17 protein-coding genes and 1 pseudogene are annotated in these 16,659 nt (G+C 57.1%); 11 read left to right on the top strand and 7 right to left on the bottom strand.

The window, feature by feature from the left end; genetic code table 11:
- The first annotated feature begins 389 nt into the window (after positions 1-389).
- From EPD59_RS22955 to EPD59_RS20240, 3 genes are all read left to right on the top strand, one after another.
- Complete coding sequence (locus tag EPD59_RS22955) at positions 390-1,001, top strand: ATP-grasp domain-containing protein (protein ID WP_240731529.1); 612 nt, start codon at positions 390-392, stop codon at positions 999-1,001.
- Positions 965-1,210, top strand: coding sequence for a hypothetical protein (locus tag EPD59_RS22960; protein ID WP_240731530.1), 246 nt, complete (start codon positions 965-967; stop codon positions 1,208-1,210). The genes EPD59_RS22955 and EPD59_RS22960 overlap by 37 nt, the downstream gene beginning before the upstream one ends.
- A 157-nt stretch (positions 1,211-1,367) precedes the next feature.
- A complete protein-coding gene (locus EPD59_RS20240; RefSeq protein WP_133274361.1) occupies positions 1,368-2,387 on the top strand; it encodes an LLM class flavin-dependent oxidoreductase in 1,020 nt (339 codons plus the stop codon).
- Between the two features lie 34 nt (positions 2,388-2,421).
- On the opposite strand, the gene EPD59_RS20245 is transcribed toward EPD59_RS20240, so the two are convergent.
- Positions 2,422-3,777 carry a molybdopterin molybdotransferase MoeA gene (locus EPD59_RS20245; RefSeq protein ID WP_240731531.1) on the bottom strand — a complete coding sequence of 452 codons (1,356 nt, stop codon included), beginning with the start codon at positions 3,775-3,777 and terminating at the stop codon, positions 2,422-2,424.
- Between the two features lie 272 nt (positions 3,778-4,049).
- On the opposite strand from EPD59_RS20245, the gene moaC reads away from it, so the two are divergent.
- Positions 4,050-4,541 carry a cyclic pyranopterin monophosphate synthase MoaC gene (gene moaC, locus EPD59_RS20250; RefSeq protein WP_133274362.1) on the top strand — a complete coding sequence of 164 codons (492 nt, stop codon included), beginning with the start codon at positions 4,050-4,052 and terminating at the stop codon, positions 4,539-4,541.
- 636 nt (positions 4,542-5,177) lie between these two features.
- Complete coding sequence (locus EPD59_RS20255) at positions 5,178-5,708, top strand: NTP transferase domain-containing protein (protein WP_133274363.1); 531 nt, start codon at positions 5,178-5,180, stop codon at positions 5,706-5,708.
- Between the two features lie 3 nt (positions 5,709-5,711).
- Here the strand turns inward: EPD59_RS20255 and EPD59_RS20260 are convergent, their stop codons facing one another.
- A complete protein-coding gene (locus EPD59_RS20260) occupies positions 5,712-6,128 on the bottom strand; it encodes a molybdenum cofactor biosynthesis protein MoaE (RefSeq protein WP_133274364.1) in 417 nt (138 codons plus the stop codon).
- Positions 6,129-6,179: 51 nt separating this feature from the next.
- Positions 6,180-6,422 carry a MoaD/ThiS family protein gene (locus EPD59_RS20265; protein WP_133274365.1) on the bottom strand — a complete coding sequence of 81 codons (243 nt, stop codon included), beginning with the start codon at positions 6,420-6,422 and terminating at the stop codon, positions 6,180-6,182.
- Positions 6,423-6,560: 138 nt separating this feature from the next.
- Here EPD59_RS20265 and moaA point away from each other — a divergent pair.
- From moaA to EPD59_RS20280, 3 genes and pseudogenes are all read left to right on the top strand, one after another.
- Positions 6,561-7,567 (top strand): annotated as a pseudogene (gene moaA / locus EPD59_RS20270) (GTP 3',8-cyclase MoaA).
- A 242-nt stretch (positions 7,568-7,809) separates the two neighbouring features.
- A complete protein-coding gene (locus tag EPD59_RS20275; protein ID WP_133274366.1) occupies positions 7,810-8,010 on the top strand; it encodes a hypothetical protein in 201 nt (66 codons plus the stop codon).
- A 398-nt stretch (positions 8,011-8,408) separates the two neighbouring features.
- Positions 8,409-9,209, top strand: a complete 801-nt coding sequence (locus EPD59_RS20280; protein ID WP_133274367.1) for an alpha/beta hydrolase — start codon at positions 8,409-8,411, stop codon at positions 9,207-9,209.
- Between the two features lie 3 nt (positions 9,210-9,212).
- Here EPD59_RS20280 and EPD59_RS20285 read toward each other — a convergent pair whose 3' ends face one another.
- The 4 genes from EPD59_RS20285 to moeB form a co-directional block, all read right to left on the bottom strand.
- Positions 9,213-9,614, bottom strand: coding sequence for a nuclear transport factor 2 family protein (locus EPD59_RS20285; protein WP_240731532.1), 402 nt, complete (start codon positions 9,612-9,614; stop codon positions 9,213-9,215).
- A gap of 53 nt (positions 9,615-9,667) precedes the next feature.
- Complete coding sequence (locus EPD59_RS20290; RefSeq protein ID WP_133274368.1) at positions 9,668-10,828, bottom strand: putative sulfate/molybdate transporter; 1,161 nt, start codon at positions 10,826-10,828, stop codon at positions 9,668-9,670.
- A 64-nt stretch (positions 10,829-10,892) separates the two neighbouring features.
- Positions 10,893-11,327: a hypothetical protein gene (locus EPD59_RS20295; protein ID WP_133274369.1), complete on the bottom strand. Its 435-nt coding sequence runs from the start codon at positions 11,325-11,327 to the stop codon at positions 10,893-10,895.
- 84 nt (positions 11,328-11,411) lie between these two features.
- A complete protein-coding gene (gene moeB, locus EPD59_RS20300; RefSeq protein ID WP_133274370.1) occupies positions 11,412-12,521 on the bottom strand; it encodes a molybdopterin-synthase adenylyltransferase MoeB in 1,110 nt (369 codons plus the stop codon).
- A 168-nt stretch (positions 12,522-12,689) separates the two neighbouring features.
- On the opposite strand from moeB, the gene fdhD reads away from it, so the two are divergent.
- From fdhD to EPD59_RS20315, 3 genes are all read left to right on the top strand, one after another.
- Positions 12,690-13,583, top strand: coding sequence for a formate dehydrogenase accessory sulfurtransferase FdhD (gene fdhD, locus EPD59_RS20305; protein WP_240731533.1), 894 nt, complete (start codon positions 12,690-12,692; stop codon positions 13,581-13,583).
- The gene (locus tag EPD59_RS20310) at positions 13,567-13,890 is read left to right on the top strand and encodes a DUF7009 family protein (protein WP_133274371.1); all 324 of its coding nucleotides are present in this window, start codon (positions 13,567-13,569) and stop codon (positions 13,888-13,890) included. Before fdhD ends, EPD59_RS20310 begins: the two co-directional genes overlap by 17 nt.
- 174 nt (positions 13,891-14,064) lie before the next feature.
- Complete coding sequence (locus tag EPD59_RS20315) at positions 14,065-16,620, top strand: FdhF/YdeP family oxidoreductase (RefSeq protein WP_133274372.1); 2,556 nt, start codon at positions 14,065-14,067, stop codon at positions 16,618-16,620.
- Positions 16,621-16,659 lie beyond the last annotated feature (39 nt).

Here is a 16,659-nt window from a genome sequence, read left to right on the forward strand (position 1 = left end):
CAAGTTACCGTGGATCTTTTCAACACCTCCGCTTTCTCTCTACCCCTCGTTGCTACGCAACAGCTTTGTCGCGCACAGTCTGCGCTGGCCTGCTGTTGTATGGGCTCGGTAGGACAAGGTTGTTGTTGATTTTCCCTCTTCCCTTTCCTACCAGTAACCTAGCCTGACGCGTTTTCAGCGGCTGGTTGGTGTTTTCTGCTTTCGTGGCTCCACCTTGTGGCCGCCCTCCTCGAGCACCCAGACTGGCTAATGCAGTTCGTGCCAGCTAAGGCCCCGCGGCGCCCCAACTTATTCGGCTTGGTCCAAGCAGAAAAAAGCCCCCCAGCTTTTGCTCCCGTTGGCAACGCGCCTATTTCCAGTGCTTTCACTTTCTTACTATACCACCTAACATGTCTGATTTACAGAAGCCTATTGGCATTTATTATGAGCACCCCGAATGGTTTAAGCCGCTGTTTGCGGAGCTGGACCGCCGGGGTTTGCCCTACGAAAAGATTGACGCCGCTCATCATCTGTTTGACCCTTCTGAAAAGGAAAGCCGCTATAGCTTGGTGGTGAATCGGATGAGTTCTTCGGCCTACCTGCGCGGACACGGACAAGGCATTTTTCACACCGCTGGCTTTGCTACTCACTTGGAGCGGCTCGGCGTGCGTATCATCAACGGCTCGGCCGCTACGGCTATTGAGACGAATAAAGCCCGTCAACTCTCGCTGTTCGAGTCGTTGGGCCTGAACTACCCCAAGTCGTTTGTGATAAACCACGCCTCGCGGGCCGTGGACGCGGCCAAGCAGCTGCGCTTCCCGATTGTGGTGAAAGTGAACATCGGTGGCAGCGGCGCGGGCATCATTCGCTTCGACACGCCGGAAGGCCTGCAAGCGGCCGTGGACGCCAATCAAATTGACTTGGGTATCGACCAGACGGCGCTGGTGCAGGAGTACGTGACGCCGCGTGGGGGCATATTACCCGCGTGGAGACGCTGGATGGCAAGTTTTTGTACGCCATGAAGGTGTTCACTACTGGCGAGAGCTTCAATCTCTGCCCCGCCGAAATCTGCCAGATTCCGGACGAGCCTACGGCCGGCGACTTCTGCCTGACGGAAGCGCCCAAGAAAGGCATTCAGGTAGAAGCTACTACGCCGCCCGATGAGATAATTGAGGCCGTGGAGCGCATCGTAGCTGCCGCTAAAATTGACGTGGGGGCATTGAGTATCTGATTGATGACCGCACGGGCGAGGCACTGTTCTACGACATCAACGCCTTGTCCAACTTCGTGGCCGACGCCGTCAATGTGGTTGGTTTTGACCCCTACGCCCGCTTCGTGGATTACCTGGAGCAACAACTCGAATTAACCACCGCAAACGCTCTTACGATATGAAATTCGGGTATTGGCTTCCCATTTTTGGCGGTTGGCTCCGCAACGTTCCCGACGAGCAAATGCCTACGTCGTGGGACTACGTAAAACAGTTGGCGCAGCGCAGCGAGGACTGGGGCTACAGCCTCACCCTCATTGCGGAGCTGTATCTGAATGACATTAAAGGTCAGGAAGAGCCAGCCCTAGAGGCGTGGAGCACGGCCGCAGCCCTGGCGGCGGTGACCAAAGAGTTGGAAATTATGGTGGCGGTGCGACCTACTTTCCACAACCCCGCCTTGCTGGCCAAGCAGGCTGCCAACATCGATCTGATTGCACCGGGCCGCTTGTCGTTGAACGTGGTATCGTCGTGGTGGCGCGATGAGGCGACCAAGTACGGCTTGCACTTCGAGCAGCACGACGACCGCTACGCCCGCACCAAAGAGTGGCTGGACGTGGTAACCAACGTATGGGAGAAAGATCATTTCTCCTACGATGGCAAGTATTATCAGCTGACGGACAACGTATTGCAGCCCAAGCCCGCCAAGAAGCCCTTCCTGTACGCCGGTGGCGAATCGGAAGCGGCGAAGGACTTGATTTCGACGCAGTGCGACGGCTACGTGATGCACGGCGACTCACCGGAGCAGATCGGGCAGCGCATTGCCGACATGCGTAGGCGTCGAGAGCAGAAGAATTTACCCCCCATGAAGTTTGGCGTGGCCGGCTACAGCATCGTGCGCGATAATGAGCAGGACGTGAAGCGCGAGCTGGACCGCATTACCAACGTGCAAGCCTCCGCCGCAGGCTACGGCAACTACCAGCAGTGGTTGGCCGGCACACAACTGGAGCAGCAGGTGTCGCTGCATGATTACTCGGTATCGAACCGTGGCTTGCGCACCGGCCTCACCGGCACACCCGCCCAAATTCAGGACCGCATCGGTGCCTACGAAGCCGTGGGTGTAGATTTCTTTCTGTTGCAGTGCAGCCCGCAGCTAGAGGAAATGGAGCGATTCTCGGAATCGGTAATTCATGTGCTGGTTTAATTGAGGCCACCACGCTAAGCTGATTACCTATTTATTAGGCGGTTATGCAGAGCAGAGCGAAGCATCTCGCGTGCTGACACAGGAGTAATACTCCCACTAAACACGCGAGATGCTTCGCTCTGCTCTGCATGACCGCCTTTTTACTTTGTTCTACTTGGTCTTGAGCAGCTTCTTCAATTCCGAAACCGTAGAAGTGGCCACGCTTCGCCGGCGGGGAATTCGGTTTGGTCGGGGGCAATTCTAGGAAACCATCGCAGTGGAGCAGGCTGGCTAAATCGCCGGAGCCACCGGCTCGTTGCGGGTGGGCCAGCAGGCGGCCTTCGGAAGTCAGTTCGAGGCGAACGGGCAGGAAGTGGGTGAGGCGCGGACGAAAGCTGACATCGGTAGCCAGCACGGCTACGGAAGTGGGTGTGGGGGGCATTTCTGCTGCCTGACAGGCGCGCAGCCAAGGCTGCACGTAGCGGTAAAAATTCACGAAGGTCGACACCGGATTGCCCGGCAAGGCAAATACAACTGCACCGCCCGGCTTCCACCCAAACCAAAAGGGCTTGCCCGGCCGTTGCTCTACTTCGTGAAAAATCTGCTCCACGCCCAGCTCGCGCAGCACGCCCGGCAAAAAATCGGCCTGGCCTTTCGAGACGCCACCGCTGAGCACTACGGCATCGAAGTCGCTGAGCAGTTGGGGCAACCCTTGGCGCAGAACATCCTGGTCGTCGATGAAATGAAACGCCTCGGTCGTTGCACCAGTAGCGTGAGCAGCAGCTTGCAGCATGGCCGCGTTGGAACGGCGAATCTGGTGGGGCAATGGCTGCTCAGCAACGTCCACCAGCTCATCACCAGTGCTAACGATAGCCAGGCGGGCGGCCCGCGTGACGGAGAGCGTAGCCGCGCCGATGGTAGCCGCTACGGCTATTTCGGCTGGGCCGAGGCGTGTGCCTGCGGGCAGTAATAAGTCACCTTGGCGACGGTCGGCGGCGCGGGCGTGCACGTTGTGGCCCGCACGCTCAGGCAAGACTTGAACGGTAGCAATACGCTGCTCTTCAACTTCATGAAACGTCACATCTTCGTAGCGCACTACCGTATCGGCGCCGGGAGGCAGCACGGCACCGGTCATGATTTCGACGGCAGCCTGCGGATTCTGTAGTGGCTGCGGCGGAGCGCCGGCGAATTGAACACTCTCGATGGGAAACTCAATTTGCCCCCCAGCTATTGCTGCATAAGCCAACGCGACACCATCCATGGCTACGCGGTTGAAGGGCGGAAAGTCGCGGTCGGCGGTCAGGTCCCGACGAAGCACGCGCCCCGTAGCGACTAGTAAGGGCACCGTTTCGGTGGGTAGTGGGCGGGCAGTGGCAAGAACCAGGCGTTCGGCTTCAGCGACGGAAATCATAGATGTGAAAAATAGGTGGGCGGAAGGCGCAGGCGTGCCTTCATGGCTGCGTAACGTAAATTTGCTTTACTCGGCCCTGTTTGCCACGTAAGCTGTTATAGTTTCAGCGTGTGGCGGGCAGCTCCTCAACTTAGTTAAAATGGGCGGTCATGCAGAGCGAAAGCGAAGCATCTTGCGTGTTTAGTTGGGCTACCGTTGCAACATCAGCACGCGAGATGCTTCGGCTCCGCCTCTGCATGACGGTCATTTAAAAATATACATCTTCTCCACTTATGTCTGAATCCCGCTCGCTTACTCACCTCAATGCTGCTGGCCAACCGTCGATGGTTGACGTGGGGGGCAAAATTGCGACTCGCCGTGTGGCGCGTGCTCGTAGTCGTGTCGTGTTGGGATCCGAAATTCTCCAATTGGTGCAGGCCGGCGATTTGCCAACGAAGAAAGGGCCAGTATTTCAGACCGCCATTCTGGCCGGCGTAATGGCCGCCAAAAAAACCGCCGACCTCATTCCGCTCTGCCACCCGCTAGGCCTCGACGATTGCCAAGTGCGTATCGAAGTAGCCGCCCCCGATGCTATCGTCATTGAATGCACAGCCACCGTAACGGGCAAAACCGGCGTAGAAATGGAGGCCCTTATGGGCGCTTCGGTGGCGGCACTGACGGTGTATGATATGTGTAAGGCATTGTCGCACAACATTGTTATCAGCGAAACCCGCCTGATTGAAAAGACTGGCGGCAAAAAAGATTTCCACCATGCCGATGAATAATCCTGCCGCCAATTTGCCCCCCAAGCCCCGCACCAAGCATGCCGCGCTAGCTCGCCCCAACATCGGTGAGTTTGGGCGGCACGAGCTGGCCATTTTGGGCGCGCCCTGTGGCAAAATCAAGGATCTGGTGACGCGCCTGCTGCCTCACCTGGCGCCCGAGCTGAGCGTGGGCTACGTCGATGCCGACCACGCCACCGCTGATGCCGACGACACCGCCGGAGCCAGTCCTATGTTGCAAGCCGGCGCCACGGCCGAGCTAACCGACAAGATTCAGTTTCGCCGCTTAGATCAGCCGCGGGCGATGGATAAGTTTAGTCAGCCGGAGTGGCTGGCGCACCAAAGTCTGGTGCTGGTGAATGGCAACCATTTTCGGGCTAAGCAGCAGATTATCATCCTCGATCCGGCCAAGCCGCTGGACCGCAAGCTGGATAAGCTGACCGATGTGCAGCTTATTTTGCGCGTGACAGAAGGCCAAGCGCTACCTGAGTATCTACAGAATCACTTGCCTGGCGCTAGCCAAATTCCAAGCCTCGACTTAGCAGACACGGACGGAATTGCGGCATTCGTAAAGCAGTGGTGGCAAGCCAGCGTCCCTCCCTTGCGGGGTCTGGTACTCGCTGGGGGCAAAGTCAGCGGATGCAGACTGACAAGGGCCGTCTGCGCTACCATGGCCAGGAACAGCGCGAGTACGTGGCCGAGCTACTCGCCACCGTGTGCACCGACGTACACGTATCCTGCCGCCCCGATCAGGCGGCCGAGCTACCCGCCACGCTCCAGCCTCTCCCCGACCGTTTTCTGGATTTAGGCCCATTGGGGGGCATTTTATCAGCTTTTCAACTCGATCCCAACGCGGCTTGGCTGGTAGTAGCCTGCGACTTGCCTTTTCTATCCACCGATACCCTGAACCACCTCGTAGCGCACCGCCAACCGGGTAAGATGGCCACCGCCTACCAGAGTCCGCACAATGACTTCCCCGAGCCGCTCATCACCATCTGGGAGCCCAGCAGCTACGCTACCCTCCTGCGGTTTCTGAGCTTAGGGTATTCTTGCCCGCGCAAGGCGCTCATCAACTCAAATGTGGCAGTATTGAAGGCCCCAGACGCGCGGGAATTGCGCAATGTAAATACGCCCGAGGAGCGCGAAGCCGCGCAACGAGAGCTTGGCTAAAGGCTATGGGTGTGCCGCTACCCACACCTGCCCGTCCTCAAACTCCTCTTTCTTCCAGATCGGCACTACCTTTTTAATCGTGTCGATGATAAACTGACAGGCGGTGAACGACTCGGCGCGGTGGGGCGTGGATACGGCTATTACTACGGCTACGTGGCCAATTTCCAGTGTGCCTTTGCGGTGAACTACCGCTATTTTTTGCAGCATGGGCCACTTCTCCTGGGCCTGCTCGGCCACGAGGCGCATCTGGTGTAGGGCCATGGCATCGTAGGCTTCGTAATGCAGGCGCACCACTGGTCGGCCAGTCGATTGGTTGCGGACCGTGCCGATAAAGGCATTGACGGCCCCGGCGCCTTCGGCTTCCACGGCCGCAATGGTAGCGGCAACATCAATGGGCTGGTCGGTGAGTTCAATGAGCATAGGTAGCGTATTGCAAACAGAAATTGGCGAGGAGGTTCTATTGGGGGCTTTTTAGCCGCCACTCACGGGTGGAATAAGCGCAATTTCGTCGCGCTCGTGCAATTGATACTCATCGGCGGCGTACTCGCTGTTTACGGCCACGGCACAGCTGGTCAGCTCGCGTAACTTTGGATACTCGGTGCGAAGCTGCTCCATAAGCCCCGCAACGGACTGCGTGTCGGGCGCGGTCAGCTCCAGTTCAGAGCTGCCTACGATTTCTTTTGTGATGCCGAAAAGAGAAAGTTTGAGTTTCATTTGTTGAGATGTCAGTTCGTAAATTGAGCTTACCCGCAGGCCTTGCGTAAAGCAAAGTACATCGAACCATTTTTGTTCCGAAACCGTCCGGTTTACGACGCCGAACGTACTAGATTGCCGCTGCCTTTCACCTCTTCTATGTCTGTTGCTCCTTCCGTTTTGTACGATAATCACGGCCGTCCGCTCGAATACGTGCGCGTGGCCGTTACGGACAGATGCAATCTGCGCTGCTTTTACTGCATGCCCGCCGAAGGCATCGAGTACATGCCCAAGCGCGACTTGCTGAGCTACGAAGAAATGGAGCGCGTGGTCGGTATTTTGGCCGGACTAGGTGTGCGCAAAGTACGCCTTACGGGCGGTGAGCCCTTTGTGCGCCGCGACTTGGTGCCCTTCATGGATCGGCTGAGCCGCATTCCAGGCATTCAGGATATCAGCCTGACTACCAATGGCGTACTCACGGCTCCACACATCCCAGAGTTGGTGCGCATGGGCATCCGAAGCGTCAATCTAAGCCTCGATACGCTCGACCAAGCCCGCTTTCTGCGCATCACCCGCCGCGACGAGCTGCCCCGCGTGTTAGACACACTCTATAAGTTGCTGGCTACCAATATTGCGGTCAAAATAAACGCCGTGGTGATGGACGGGCAAAACATCGAGGACCTGATTCCGCTGGCTGAGCTTACCCGCGAGTTGCCCGTCGATGTGCGCTTTATCGAAGAAATGCCCTTCAACGGCGGCAGCCACGGTGCCATCGCCTTGCCCTGGAACCATGTACGTATACGAGAGCATTTGCGGGGGCTTTTCCGGACCTGCACGCACTGCCCACGCCGGCCGGTGCCACGGCTACGGCCTACGCCATTCCGGGTCATATGGGCCAAATAGGCATTATTGCCGCTTATTCCCGCACTTTCTGCGGCACCTGCAACCGCATTCGCCTCACGGCCGAAGGCGGCCTCAAAACCTGCCTGTACGACCAGGGTGTGCTTGATGTGCGGGCTTTGCTGCGCAGCGGCAGCTCCGACGAAGACGTACGCGCCGCACTCGTCTACGCCTTCCGCCACCGCGCCGCCGACGGCTTCGAGGCCGAACGGCAGCGTCCCGTGCACCAGCTCAGCTTCGAGTCGATGTCAACAATTGGAGGCTAGGTTTTCGGTTTCATACCTTTGCCTTTAGTAGTTGGCGCACCAGAAGTATTTAGACTTTTAAGGGAATTTTAATACTGTGTTCCTGATGTGTTCCTGATGTGTTTATTTAAAATAAACCGATTCTGGGTACGTATTTACCCATGCCTGAAGTAACCCCCTAGTGCTAATATTTAAGTATTTTTTCAAGAAATAAGAGCCCTGCTCAGCTTGCGCATAAGGAGAGGTGTTTGGAAATTGCAGGTATGAAACCTTTGCAGCCTTCCGACTTAATGCAGCGTGATGGGCGTGAGCGGGCAGTAGCCTGGGCTTTAACTATTACGCAAAACACTCCCCTAGCCCCTGCGCAACAGGAACAACAGCTATTAAATAAATTTATAGCTGGCGAACTATCTCTGGACGAGGTAATTATGCTTCTTGATGAGGAGAATAAGAACCAGATGTAGCTTATCTGCTTCGACCTAACGCTTTGTTAAGAATAGCGCAGAAAGCGCAGTGTGTTCGATTCTTTCCGTTGCCCGGCAGCCGATAAACCTCTTCTACGCTCCTCGCAATCGCGCACTCATCGTTGTCGTGGTATACATCCTTGACCCCGATACCACGCACAAACGAATAAAAGGGAGGAGTGCGCTTCATGGTAAGCTCAACGATAAACCATGGTTTTGGTTGAGCTAGGCGAGCGGCGGGCGGGCTGACAGTTTTAGGCTTACTTACTGAGCCATAAATAATTAGCCAGGGTATAACCAACTGCTGCGGCTAAGCTACACCGTTGTCGGTAATATAATAGCTAAGTGGTATATTGGCTTATCCACTTGGCCACCCGCAACCCGGCCCAAGCCTTGCCATGAAACTTCTGCTCGTTGCATTTGGCGTAGCTTTCGTGCTGTATGGAGCGGTGTGCTGCCTGCTTTATTACAAGCAGGAAAGCCTGCTGTTCTTTCCGCAGAAATTGCCCCCCGACCACCGTTTTTCCTTCCCTTTCCCCTTCGAGGAATGCTGGGCACCTACTGCTGACGGCCTGCGCCTGCATGGCTTGCTCTTTACTACGCCAGCCCCGAAGGGCCTCATCTTTTACTTGCACGGCAACGCCGGCTCACTGGCTGATTGGGGCGAAGTGGCGCCAGTATACACCCGCTTGGGCTACGACGTATTTATGATCGACTATCGGGGCTATGGCAAAAGCGAGGGCGCAATCAACAGCGAAAAGCAGCTTATCGATGACGCTGAGGCAGCGTACAGGTATATAAAAGCTCGATACCGCGAGAACCAGACGGTAGTGATGGGCTACTCGCTGGGTACGGGACTAGCAACTTGGCTCGCCGCTCATTATCAACCCCGATTGCTTATTCTGCAAGCGCCCTATTACAGCTTTCAGGATTTGGCTCAGCACTTTTATCCTTGGGTGCCGGGCGTATTGCTGCGCTATCCTATGCGCACCCACGAATTATTACCGCAGGTGAAAGCCCCAGTCGTACTCATCCACGGCGACCAGGATGAGGTAGTGTACTACGGCTCGTCGCTGAAGCTCAAGCCTTTGCTCAAGCCCTCGGATCGGCTTATTACGCTGCCCGGAATTGGGCACAACGGCATGACCGAAACCCCTATCTACCAAACGATTATCCGAGGCATCTTAAATGTATCGTAGGGGCTAGAACATGCCGTTGCTGTTCTTGGAGTCGGGAGGTACTATTTGCAGCACGTCCCAGTGCTCCACGATTCTGCCCTGCTCGTCGAAGCGAAAAATGTCGATACCGGCATAATCGTGGTCGCCGGGCCAGTGCTGATGGCAATGCAGGATAACGTGGTTGCCATCGGCGAAGGCGCGCTTTATTTCCACGTGCTTACCGGGGTATTCGCGCTCCATTCGCTCGAAATATTCGATGAAGCCTTGTTTGCCATCTGTCACGTGCGGATTATGCTGGATGTACTCGCTGCCAACGTAGCGGGCAATGGCGGCCGCCGGCTGGCAGTCGTTGAACATCAGCTCATAGAAAGCAATGGCATTTTGCTTGTTCTGGTCTTGCGTGAGCATCGTTTTGTTTCCAGTCATAAATACTATAACCCTACAGTTTGCCTATGTAATACGGGTATTTGCTGCCCGATTTACTTACCCAAGCCTGCCCAACCGCGCTGCATGGTGTAGTACACCGCCGTACCGACTACCAGCCCTACCAGATACCCATAAGGCAGACCGCCGCACAACAAACCCACCAGCAAGGCCACCAGCAAATCGGCGCGGGAGCCGGTCAAGTCGCGGATGAGAGCGGCCAGCGTGAGCGATTCAAATAGGAGCAGAATGCCGAGGATAGGCAGCGGAAATATCTGCACAATCTGAGCGAAGCCTTGGCTGAAAAACAGACCCATCACCAAAAAAAGCCCCCCATACAGAATAACCGAGCCCCCGGAGCGCGCCCCGAACGCGTGGTGCCCTACCAGCCCACCGGAGCCGTGGCACACCGGCACCCCACCAAAAAATGGATTGACCAGGTTCATCAGCGAGTAAGTGAAGCTGATTTGGCGGACGGTGATGCGGCGCTCAGGAAAGAAATCGGTGAGCACCTGTTTGGTGGCCAGAATGGAGTTACCGAGGGAAAGCGGAATCTGAGGTAAGGCCAACAGCAGAGCGCCCGTCAGTACATCGGCGCGGTTGGGCGTGTGCCAGGTAGGCAGATGAAAGCCCAGTGCGGCGTAGGAAGACGTAAGATCGAGCTTGAAAATCAAGGCATAAATGCCCCCCAACGCAATTACCAGCAGCGCCGCCGGCCAGCGCCGATTACCGAGCAGCGCCACCGTGACGCCAAAGGCCGCGGCAGCCAACAAATAGCCCCCCAGACCATCGGCGGGCACATATTCCTTGAGCGCCAGCGAAGCTAGCTGCAACGCCAGCCCCAGCTGAATACCGCGTACCACAGGCTTCGGCACCAAACGGGCCAGCCCATCTATCAGCCCCAACACGGAGAGCAGGAACATGACCACGCCAATAGCGAGCCCGCCGCCGAAGATGACGTTGCCGGGCAATTTCTGGGCAATAACCAGCGCGGCAAATGCCTTCAGCGGCTGCACCGGCATGGGCAGGCCGTACCAAAAGCCCGAAAACAGCTGCATCAGCCCAAACATGATCAGCACGCTGGCACTATCAACATTGGAGGCGGCGATGATGCCAATCAGCAGCGGCAGATCGGTGCCCAAATCCCCGAACGCCCCGGCCAGCTCATTGCGGTCAAAACGGATGCGGCGAGGAGTTGGAGCGATACTGGGGGGCATTTTTAGGACGTATAATTCTCAGCAAAGAAAGGTGTAAACAGGCATCGGCAACTCGCGCCTCTGCTTATTTTTTGCCTTCCTGCAACCAGCGCGTGGCCTCGCCTTCATCATCAAAAACATTGGCCAGAAAAGGTCGTTCTGGCGCGAGCATATACGCTACGTGCTGCTGGTGCGCGGGGTCGTTGCGGAAGCGGTCGTAGATATAAGCGGAGTTGAGAATACCCAAGCGCAAGCGCTGGGGCAGTAGGTGAGCGGCGGCATGGGGGTAAAAAGTAGCGCTAGCCCACGCGCTCAGCTGCGGATCGGTGTTTTCGCGGCGGCGCACATCCAGCAGCCATTGAGCGCAGTTATTTTTAATAGCCACATCCAGCATGGTTTGATAATCGGCTTGCAAAACCGATAAGGAGGCATCCTGATGCCAGCGAACAATTAAAACTCCTAGGTCAGGACGGTAAGCAATGGTGCGGGTGGTGGTAGCCAACACGGTAGAATTGGGCATAAGGGGCGGGAATGGGTCAGAGATGCATCCAATGCTATACTGAGCACGGACGCCAAGTAAACCACTAGCTTCCGAAATCCTCCCTCAGTATTGCGGCATTTGTGGATCAACTTCCAGCGCCCAGGCATGAATGCCCCCTGCCAGGTTTTGCAGGTTGGTAAAGCCCGCCTTAGTCTGCAACTCCGTAATAGCTGCCGCGCTCCGTCCACCGTGGTGACAATACACTACAATGGGGTGGTGGCGAGGCAGTAAACCAGCGCGCGCCACTACCTGGCTCAGCGGAATAAGCGTGGCCCCCGGCAGATGAAAGCGGTAATATTCCTCCGGCTCGCGCACATCCAGCAGAAACGGCGGCGCTTCGGAGGCCAGTAAGTCGGCCAACTCTGGCGCTGTGATGGCTACGGGCGTGGCTGAGCAGAGTTCCGCATAATCGGTGGAGGAAGCGGTGCTGAGATTGAGTAAGGAATGCTCGGGGTGGCGCGGAAAGCGCAAAATGCGCGACTGAAAGCTCAGCGCATCGAATATCCAGAGCCGACCGCGCAGCACTTCGCCCAGGCCCAGCAGTACCTTGAGCGCCTCGGTTGCTTGAGCGCAGCCAATGAGGCCGGGCAGCACACCTAGCACGCCGGTAGTATCGCAGTTGGGTGCCTCGGCGGCCGAGGGTGGCGTCGGGAACAGGCAGCGATACGTAGGTCCGCCCTGATAATTGAACACTGATACCTGTCCTTCAAACTTATAAATGGCCCCCGACACCAGTGGCCGATGCACGCTCACGCAGGCATCGTTGAGCAAGTAGCGGGTGGCAAAATTATCGGAGCCATCGACCACCAAATCGTAGGCGGCAACCAGCTTTTCGACACTCACCCGATCGACGCGCCGGGCGTGGGTTTCGCACTTGATGGATGGATTGAGACGCTTTATGGCCCGGGCCGCGGCCTCCGCTTTCATCTGGCCGATGTCTGCGTTGCCGAACAGAATTTGCCGCTGTAGGTTGCTGAGCTCTACCCGGTCGGAATCGGCAATGCCGAGCGTGCCGACGCCCGCGGCAGCCAGGTATTGCAGCACTGGACAGCCTAGGCCGCCGGCGCCTACCACCAGCACCCGTGCGGACAGTAAGCGCGCCTGCCCCTCCTCCCCTATTTCGGGCAGCTGGAGGTGGCGGCGGTAGCGTTGACGGTCTTCTTGAGTTAGCATAGAACAGATAAGTAACTATAGAAACCTAGCTAATGCAAATTTAGCTGTAGCGTGATGATGTTGCGCGGCGCAGTCGGGCCGGCGTTGATTGGTTAAACTAACTGTGGTACCATAGAGTTAATCAATACCTTGTAATCACCGCTTTTTCCGCCTTCTACTCCTACTCACGTGTCCGCACCCGTATTTTTGCCCCCCACCAGCTACGACTACGTGACCGTACACAAAGTACAGGGTCAAGAAGTAACGGTAGCCTCTGATGTACTGGCCGCCGAGGAGCCGCTGGAAATCCGGATTGGCTACGGCCCCAGCGGTCAGCGGGAGCACCGCACGCTTTCTATCACTATGCGCACGCCGGGCCACGACTTTGAACTGGCCGCCGGCTTCCTGCTCACCGAAGGAATTATTCGGAGCCGCCACGATTTGCAGGGTGTCATCTATTGCCCCGATGTGGAAAAAGAAGACGAGCGCGAAAACGTAGTTCGGGCTGAGCTAGCTCCAACTTCTACCCCCGATCTTCCCCGCTTGGAGCGGCACTTCTATACCAGCAGCAGCTGCGGCGTCTGCGGCAAAACCAGCATCGAGGCCGTGCACGCCGCCTCCTGCCCGATGTTGCCCAAAAATGCCCCCCACGTAGATGCCGCGGTCATACATCAGTTGCCGGAGCGGCAGCGGGCGGCGCAGGCCTTGTTTGAGCAAACGGGTGGCTTGCACGCGGCGGCTTTGTTTTCGCCCGAAGGTGAATTGCTCCTGCTGCGTGAGGATGTGGGGCGGCACAATGCCCTGGATAAAGTAATCGGGGCGGCGCTGCTGCAGGAGCAGCTGCCTTTGCACAATACGGTATTGCTGGTGAGCGGGCGGGCGTCATTTGAGCTAGTGCAAAAAGCGGCGGTGGCGGGCATCCCAATCATGGCCGCCGTGGGGGCGCCCAGCTCGCTGGCGGTGCAGGCCGCTCAAAACTTTGGCATGACGCTTTGCGGTTTCGTTCGTCAGGGGCGCTACAACGTATATTGTGGAGAATGGCGCATTCGTACCAACTCAGCTCCCCATGAAACTTCGCATTGAAGACAACTCCCTCCGCCTCCGCCTCTCCGAGGCGGAGGTGCACCAGTTTGCCGATGCCGGTCGGGTCGCGGCGGTGCTACCGCTGGGTCCTACCGCCACCGACACTCTGACCTACGCGCTGGAGCGCGTAGAAACGGAGCATTTTCGGGTGACGTATGGGGCTGGCGCCATCACCGTGAAAGTGCCCGCCACCTTGGCCAATCAGTGGACCGGCACCGACCAGAATGGGCTTTCGGCTACGCTTCTGCTCACCGAAAGCCAAACGCTTAACGTTTTAATTGAAAAAGACCTAGACTGTCGGCACTAAGTAGCCGACATATTCCACTGCATAAGCTCTCCTTTGCGGGTTCTGCTTTCGAGCCAGAAAAGGAGTGAAAACCAAGAATTGCCTACTTTGGTTAAGGAATAGCTGGGCACTGAATTTCAGCTAGTTCGGCCTTCCGCTTTCCCACCCTATTTCATCCCATTCTTTCGTTTTGTTATGGAAAAATCTCCCGCCGCAGACCCCAGCAAAGCCGGCCAGACGCATGAGCAAACCGCCCAGGACAACGTGCCCAAAAGCGGGGAGCGCTCCGACCAAGGCGAAGCACCCGCACCCGACCATTACAACCCTGAAGGACAGTTGAACAAGGAAGAAGAACATATCCCAGCTCCCGAAACAGCCCGCGCCAAATACCTGTTTCCCATCTTGGCCCAGCCCGTCGAGACGCTCACCGGCCTGAAGCTGGAGGAGCGCATGAAAGTAGCGGCGGGCGTGACGGCCGTGATCAAGTCCATGCAGTTTAGCTGGAGCGAGGGCGGCGTAAACCGAGGTAGCCGCGGGCTGCTCAAGATGAACCAGAAGGACGGTTTCGACTGCTCCAGCTGCGCCTGGCCCGACCCGGATGATCATCGCTCAGTAGCTGAGTTCTGCGAGAATGGCGCCAAAGCTACCGCCTCCGACGCCGACGATAAAGCCGCTGGCCCTGAGTTCTTTGCCAAGCATAGCCTCGCCGACCTCTCGCGCATGACCGACCGCGACCAGAACAACGCTGGCCGCCTTACGCACCCGCTGGTGAAGCGCCCCGGCGGCACGCACTACGAGCCCATTGAGTGGCCCGAAGCGTTCCAGATTATTGGCCGCGAATTGAACGCGCTGGCGTCGCCGGATGAGGCGGCGTTCTATACCTCGGGCAAAGTGCCCAACGAGCCAGCTTTTCTGTTTCAGCTTTTTGTGCGCGAGTTTGGCACCAACAACCTGCCCGACTGCTCCAATATGTGCCACGAGAGCAGTGGCTCGGCCCTCAGCCCCACGCTGGGCTTGGGCAAAGGCTCCGTCACGCTCAACGACTTATATGAGGCCGAGGTCATTCTGATTATCGGTCAGAACCCCGGCACCAACCATCCGCGTATGCTCACGGCTTTGCAAAAGGCGAAGCGCAATGGAGCCAAAATCATCAGCGTCAATCCGTTGATCGAAGCGGGCCTGAACCACTTCAAAAACCCGCAGGATTTCATGAATCCGGTACGGGCGCTGGGTGCGCTCATGGGCGACGGCACCCAGATTACCGACGTATACTTGCAGGTGCGCGTGGATGGCGACATGGCCCTACTGCGCGGCCTGATGAAGCATTTGTTTGAGGCCGAAGACCGCAACCCCGGCCAGGTAATCGACCGCCCTTTCATAGCCGAGTTCACCACGGGCTTCGAATCGTTTGAGCAGAACATTCGCAACACCAGCTGGCAGGAAATTGAGGAGATCAGCGGTATTACCCGCGCTGAATTGCTGGAAGCGGCCAACCTCATTGCCAACAAGCAAAAGATTATCACCTGCTGGGCCATGGGCGTCACACAGCAGCGGAAAGGCGTCGAAACCATTCAGGAAATCGTCAATCTGCAATTGATGAAGGGCGCCATTGGCAAGCCGGGCGCGGGCACTTGTCCGGTGCGCGGCCACTCCAACGTGCAGGGCGACCGGACGATGGGCATCTGGGAAAAGCCGCATAAGAATTTCCTGGATGCACTGGAAAAGGAATTCGGCTTCTCACCACCCCGCGAACAAGGGCTGGATACGGTAGAAACCATTAAGGCAATGGTGCTGGGCAAAATCAAGGTATACTTCAGTCTGGGGGGCAATTTGCTGGCCGCCGGCCCTGATACCGAGCTGATTGCCGAAGGCATGCGCAAGCAGAAGCTGACCGTATTTGTGGGTACCAAGCTCAACCGTGGCCACCTCGTAACCGGTGAAACCAGCCTGCTGCTGCCCTGCTTCACTCACCTGGATATCGACATGCAGAAGTCGGGACACCAGATGACGTCCTGCGAGAATTCTATGGGCGTGGTGAGCCAGAACAAAGGCATACTAGTACCGCTGGATGGGCAGATGCTGAGCGAAGTAGCCATCATCAGCGGTATGGCCATTGCTACCCTCGGCAACCGTACGAAAGTGGATTGGGTGGCCATGACCCAGAATTACGATAACATCCGCAACCACATTGCCCGCGTAATTCCGGGCTTCGAGGATTTCAACGAGAAGCTACGGCGCCCGGGGGGCTTTTATTTGCCCAACGGCCCCCGCGAGCGCAAGTTCACAACGCAGAATGGCAAGGCTAACTTCACCACTACTACGCTGGACAAGTATCAACTTGAGCCTGACCAGCTGGTGCTGATGACGGTACGCAGCCACGACCAGTTCAACACGACCATTTACGAATACAACGACCGTTACCGCGGCGTCTACAATGAGCGGCGTGTGCTGTTCATGAACAAGGCCGACATGGCTGCCCGCAACATCAAAGCCAAGGACCTCATCGATATCACCAGCCACTACCAAGGCGAGCAGCGTACGGTAGAGAAGTTTGTGGCCGTACCCTACGATATTCCGAAGGGCAACGTTTGCGCTTACTTCCCCGAGGCCAACCCGCTGGTGCCCATCGAAAGCGTAGCCAAAGTGAGCAATACCCCTACTTCTAAGTACGTGGTAGTGACGGTGGTGCCTGCTGCTGTTTCCAACGGTGATTCCGAAAGAGCCATGAAGCGCGTAGCCGTGGAAGCGTAAGCTTTCGCAGAATGAAAAGCCCCCCAGACCAAGATCTGG

Origin of the sequence: Hymenobacter radiodurans (assembly GCF_004355185.1) — a bacterium.
Taxonomy (GTDB): domain Bacteria; phylum Bacteroidota; class Bacteroidia; order Cytophagales; family Hymenobacteraceae; genus Hymenobacter; species Hymenobacter radiodurans.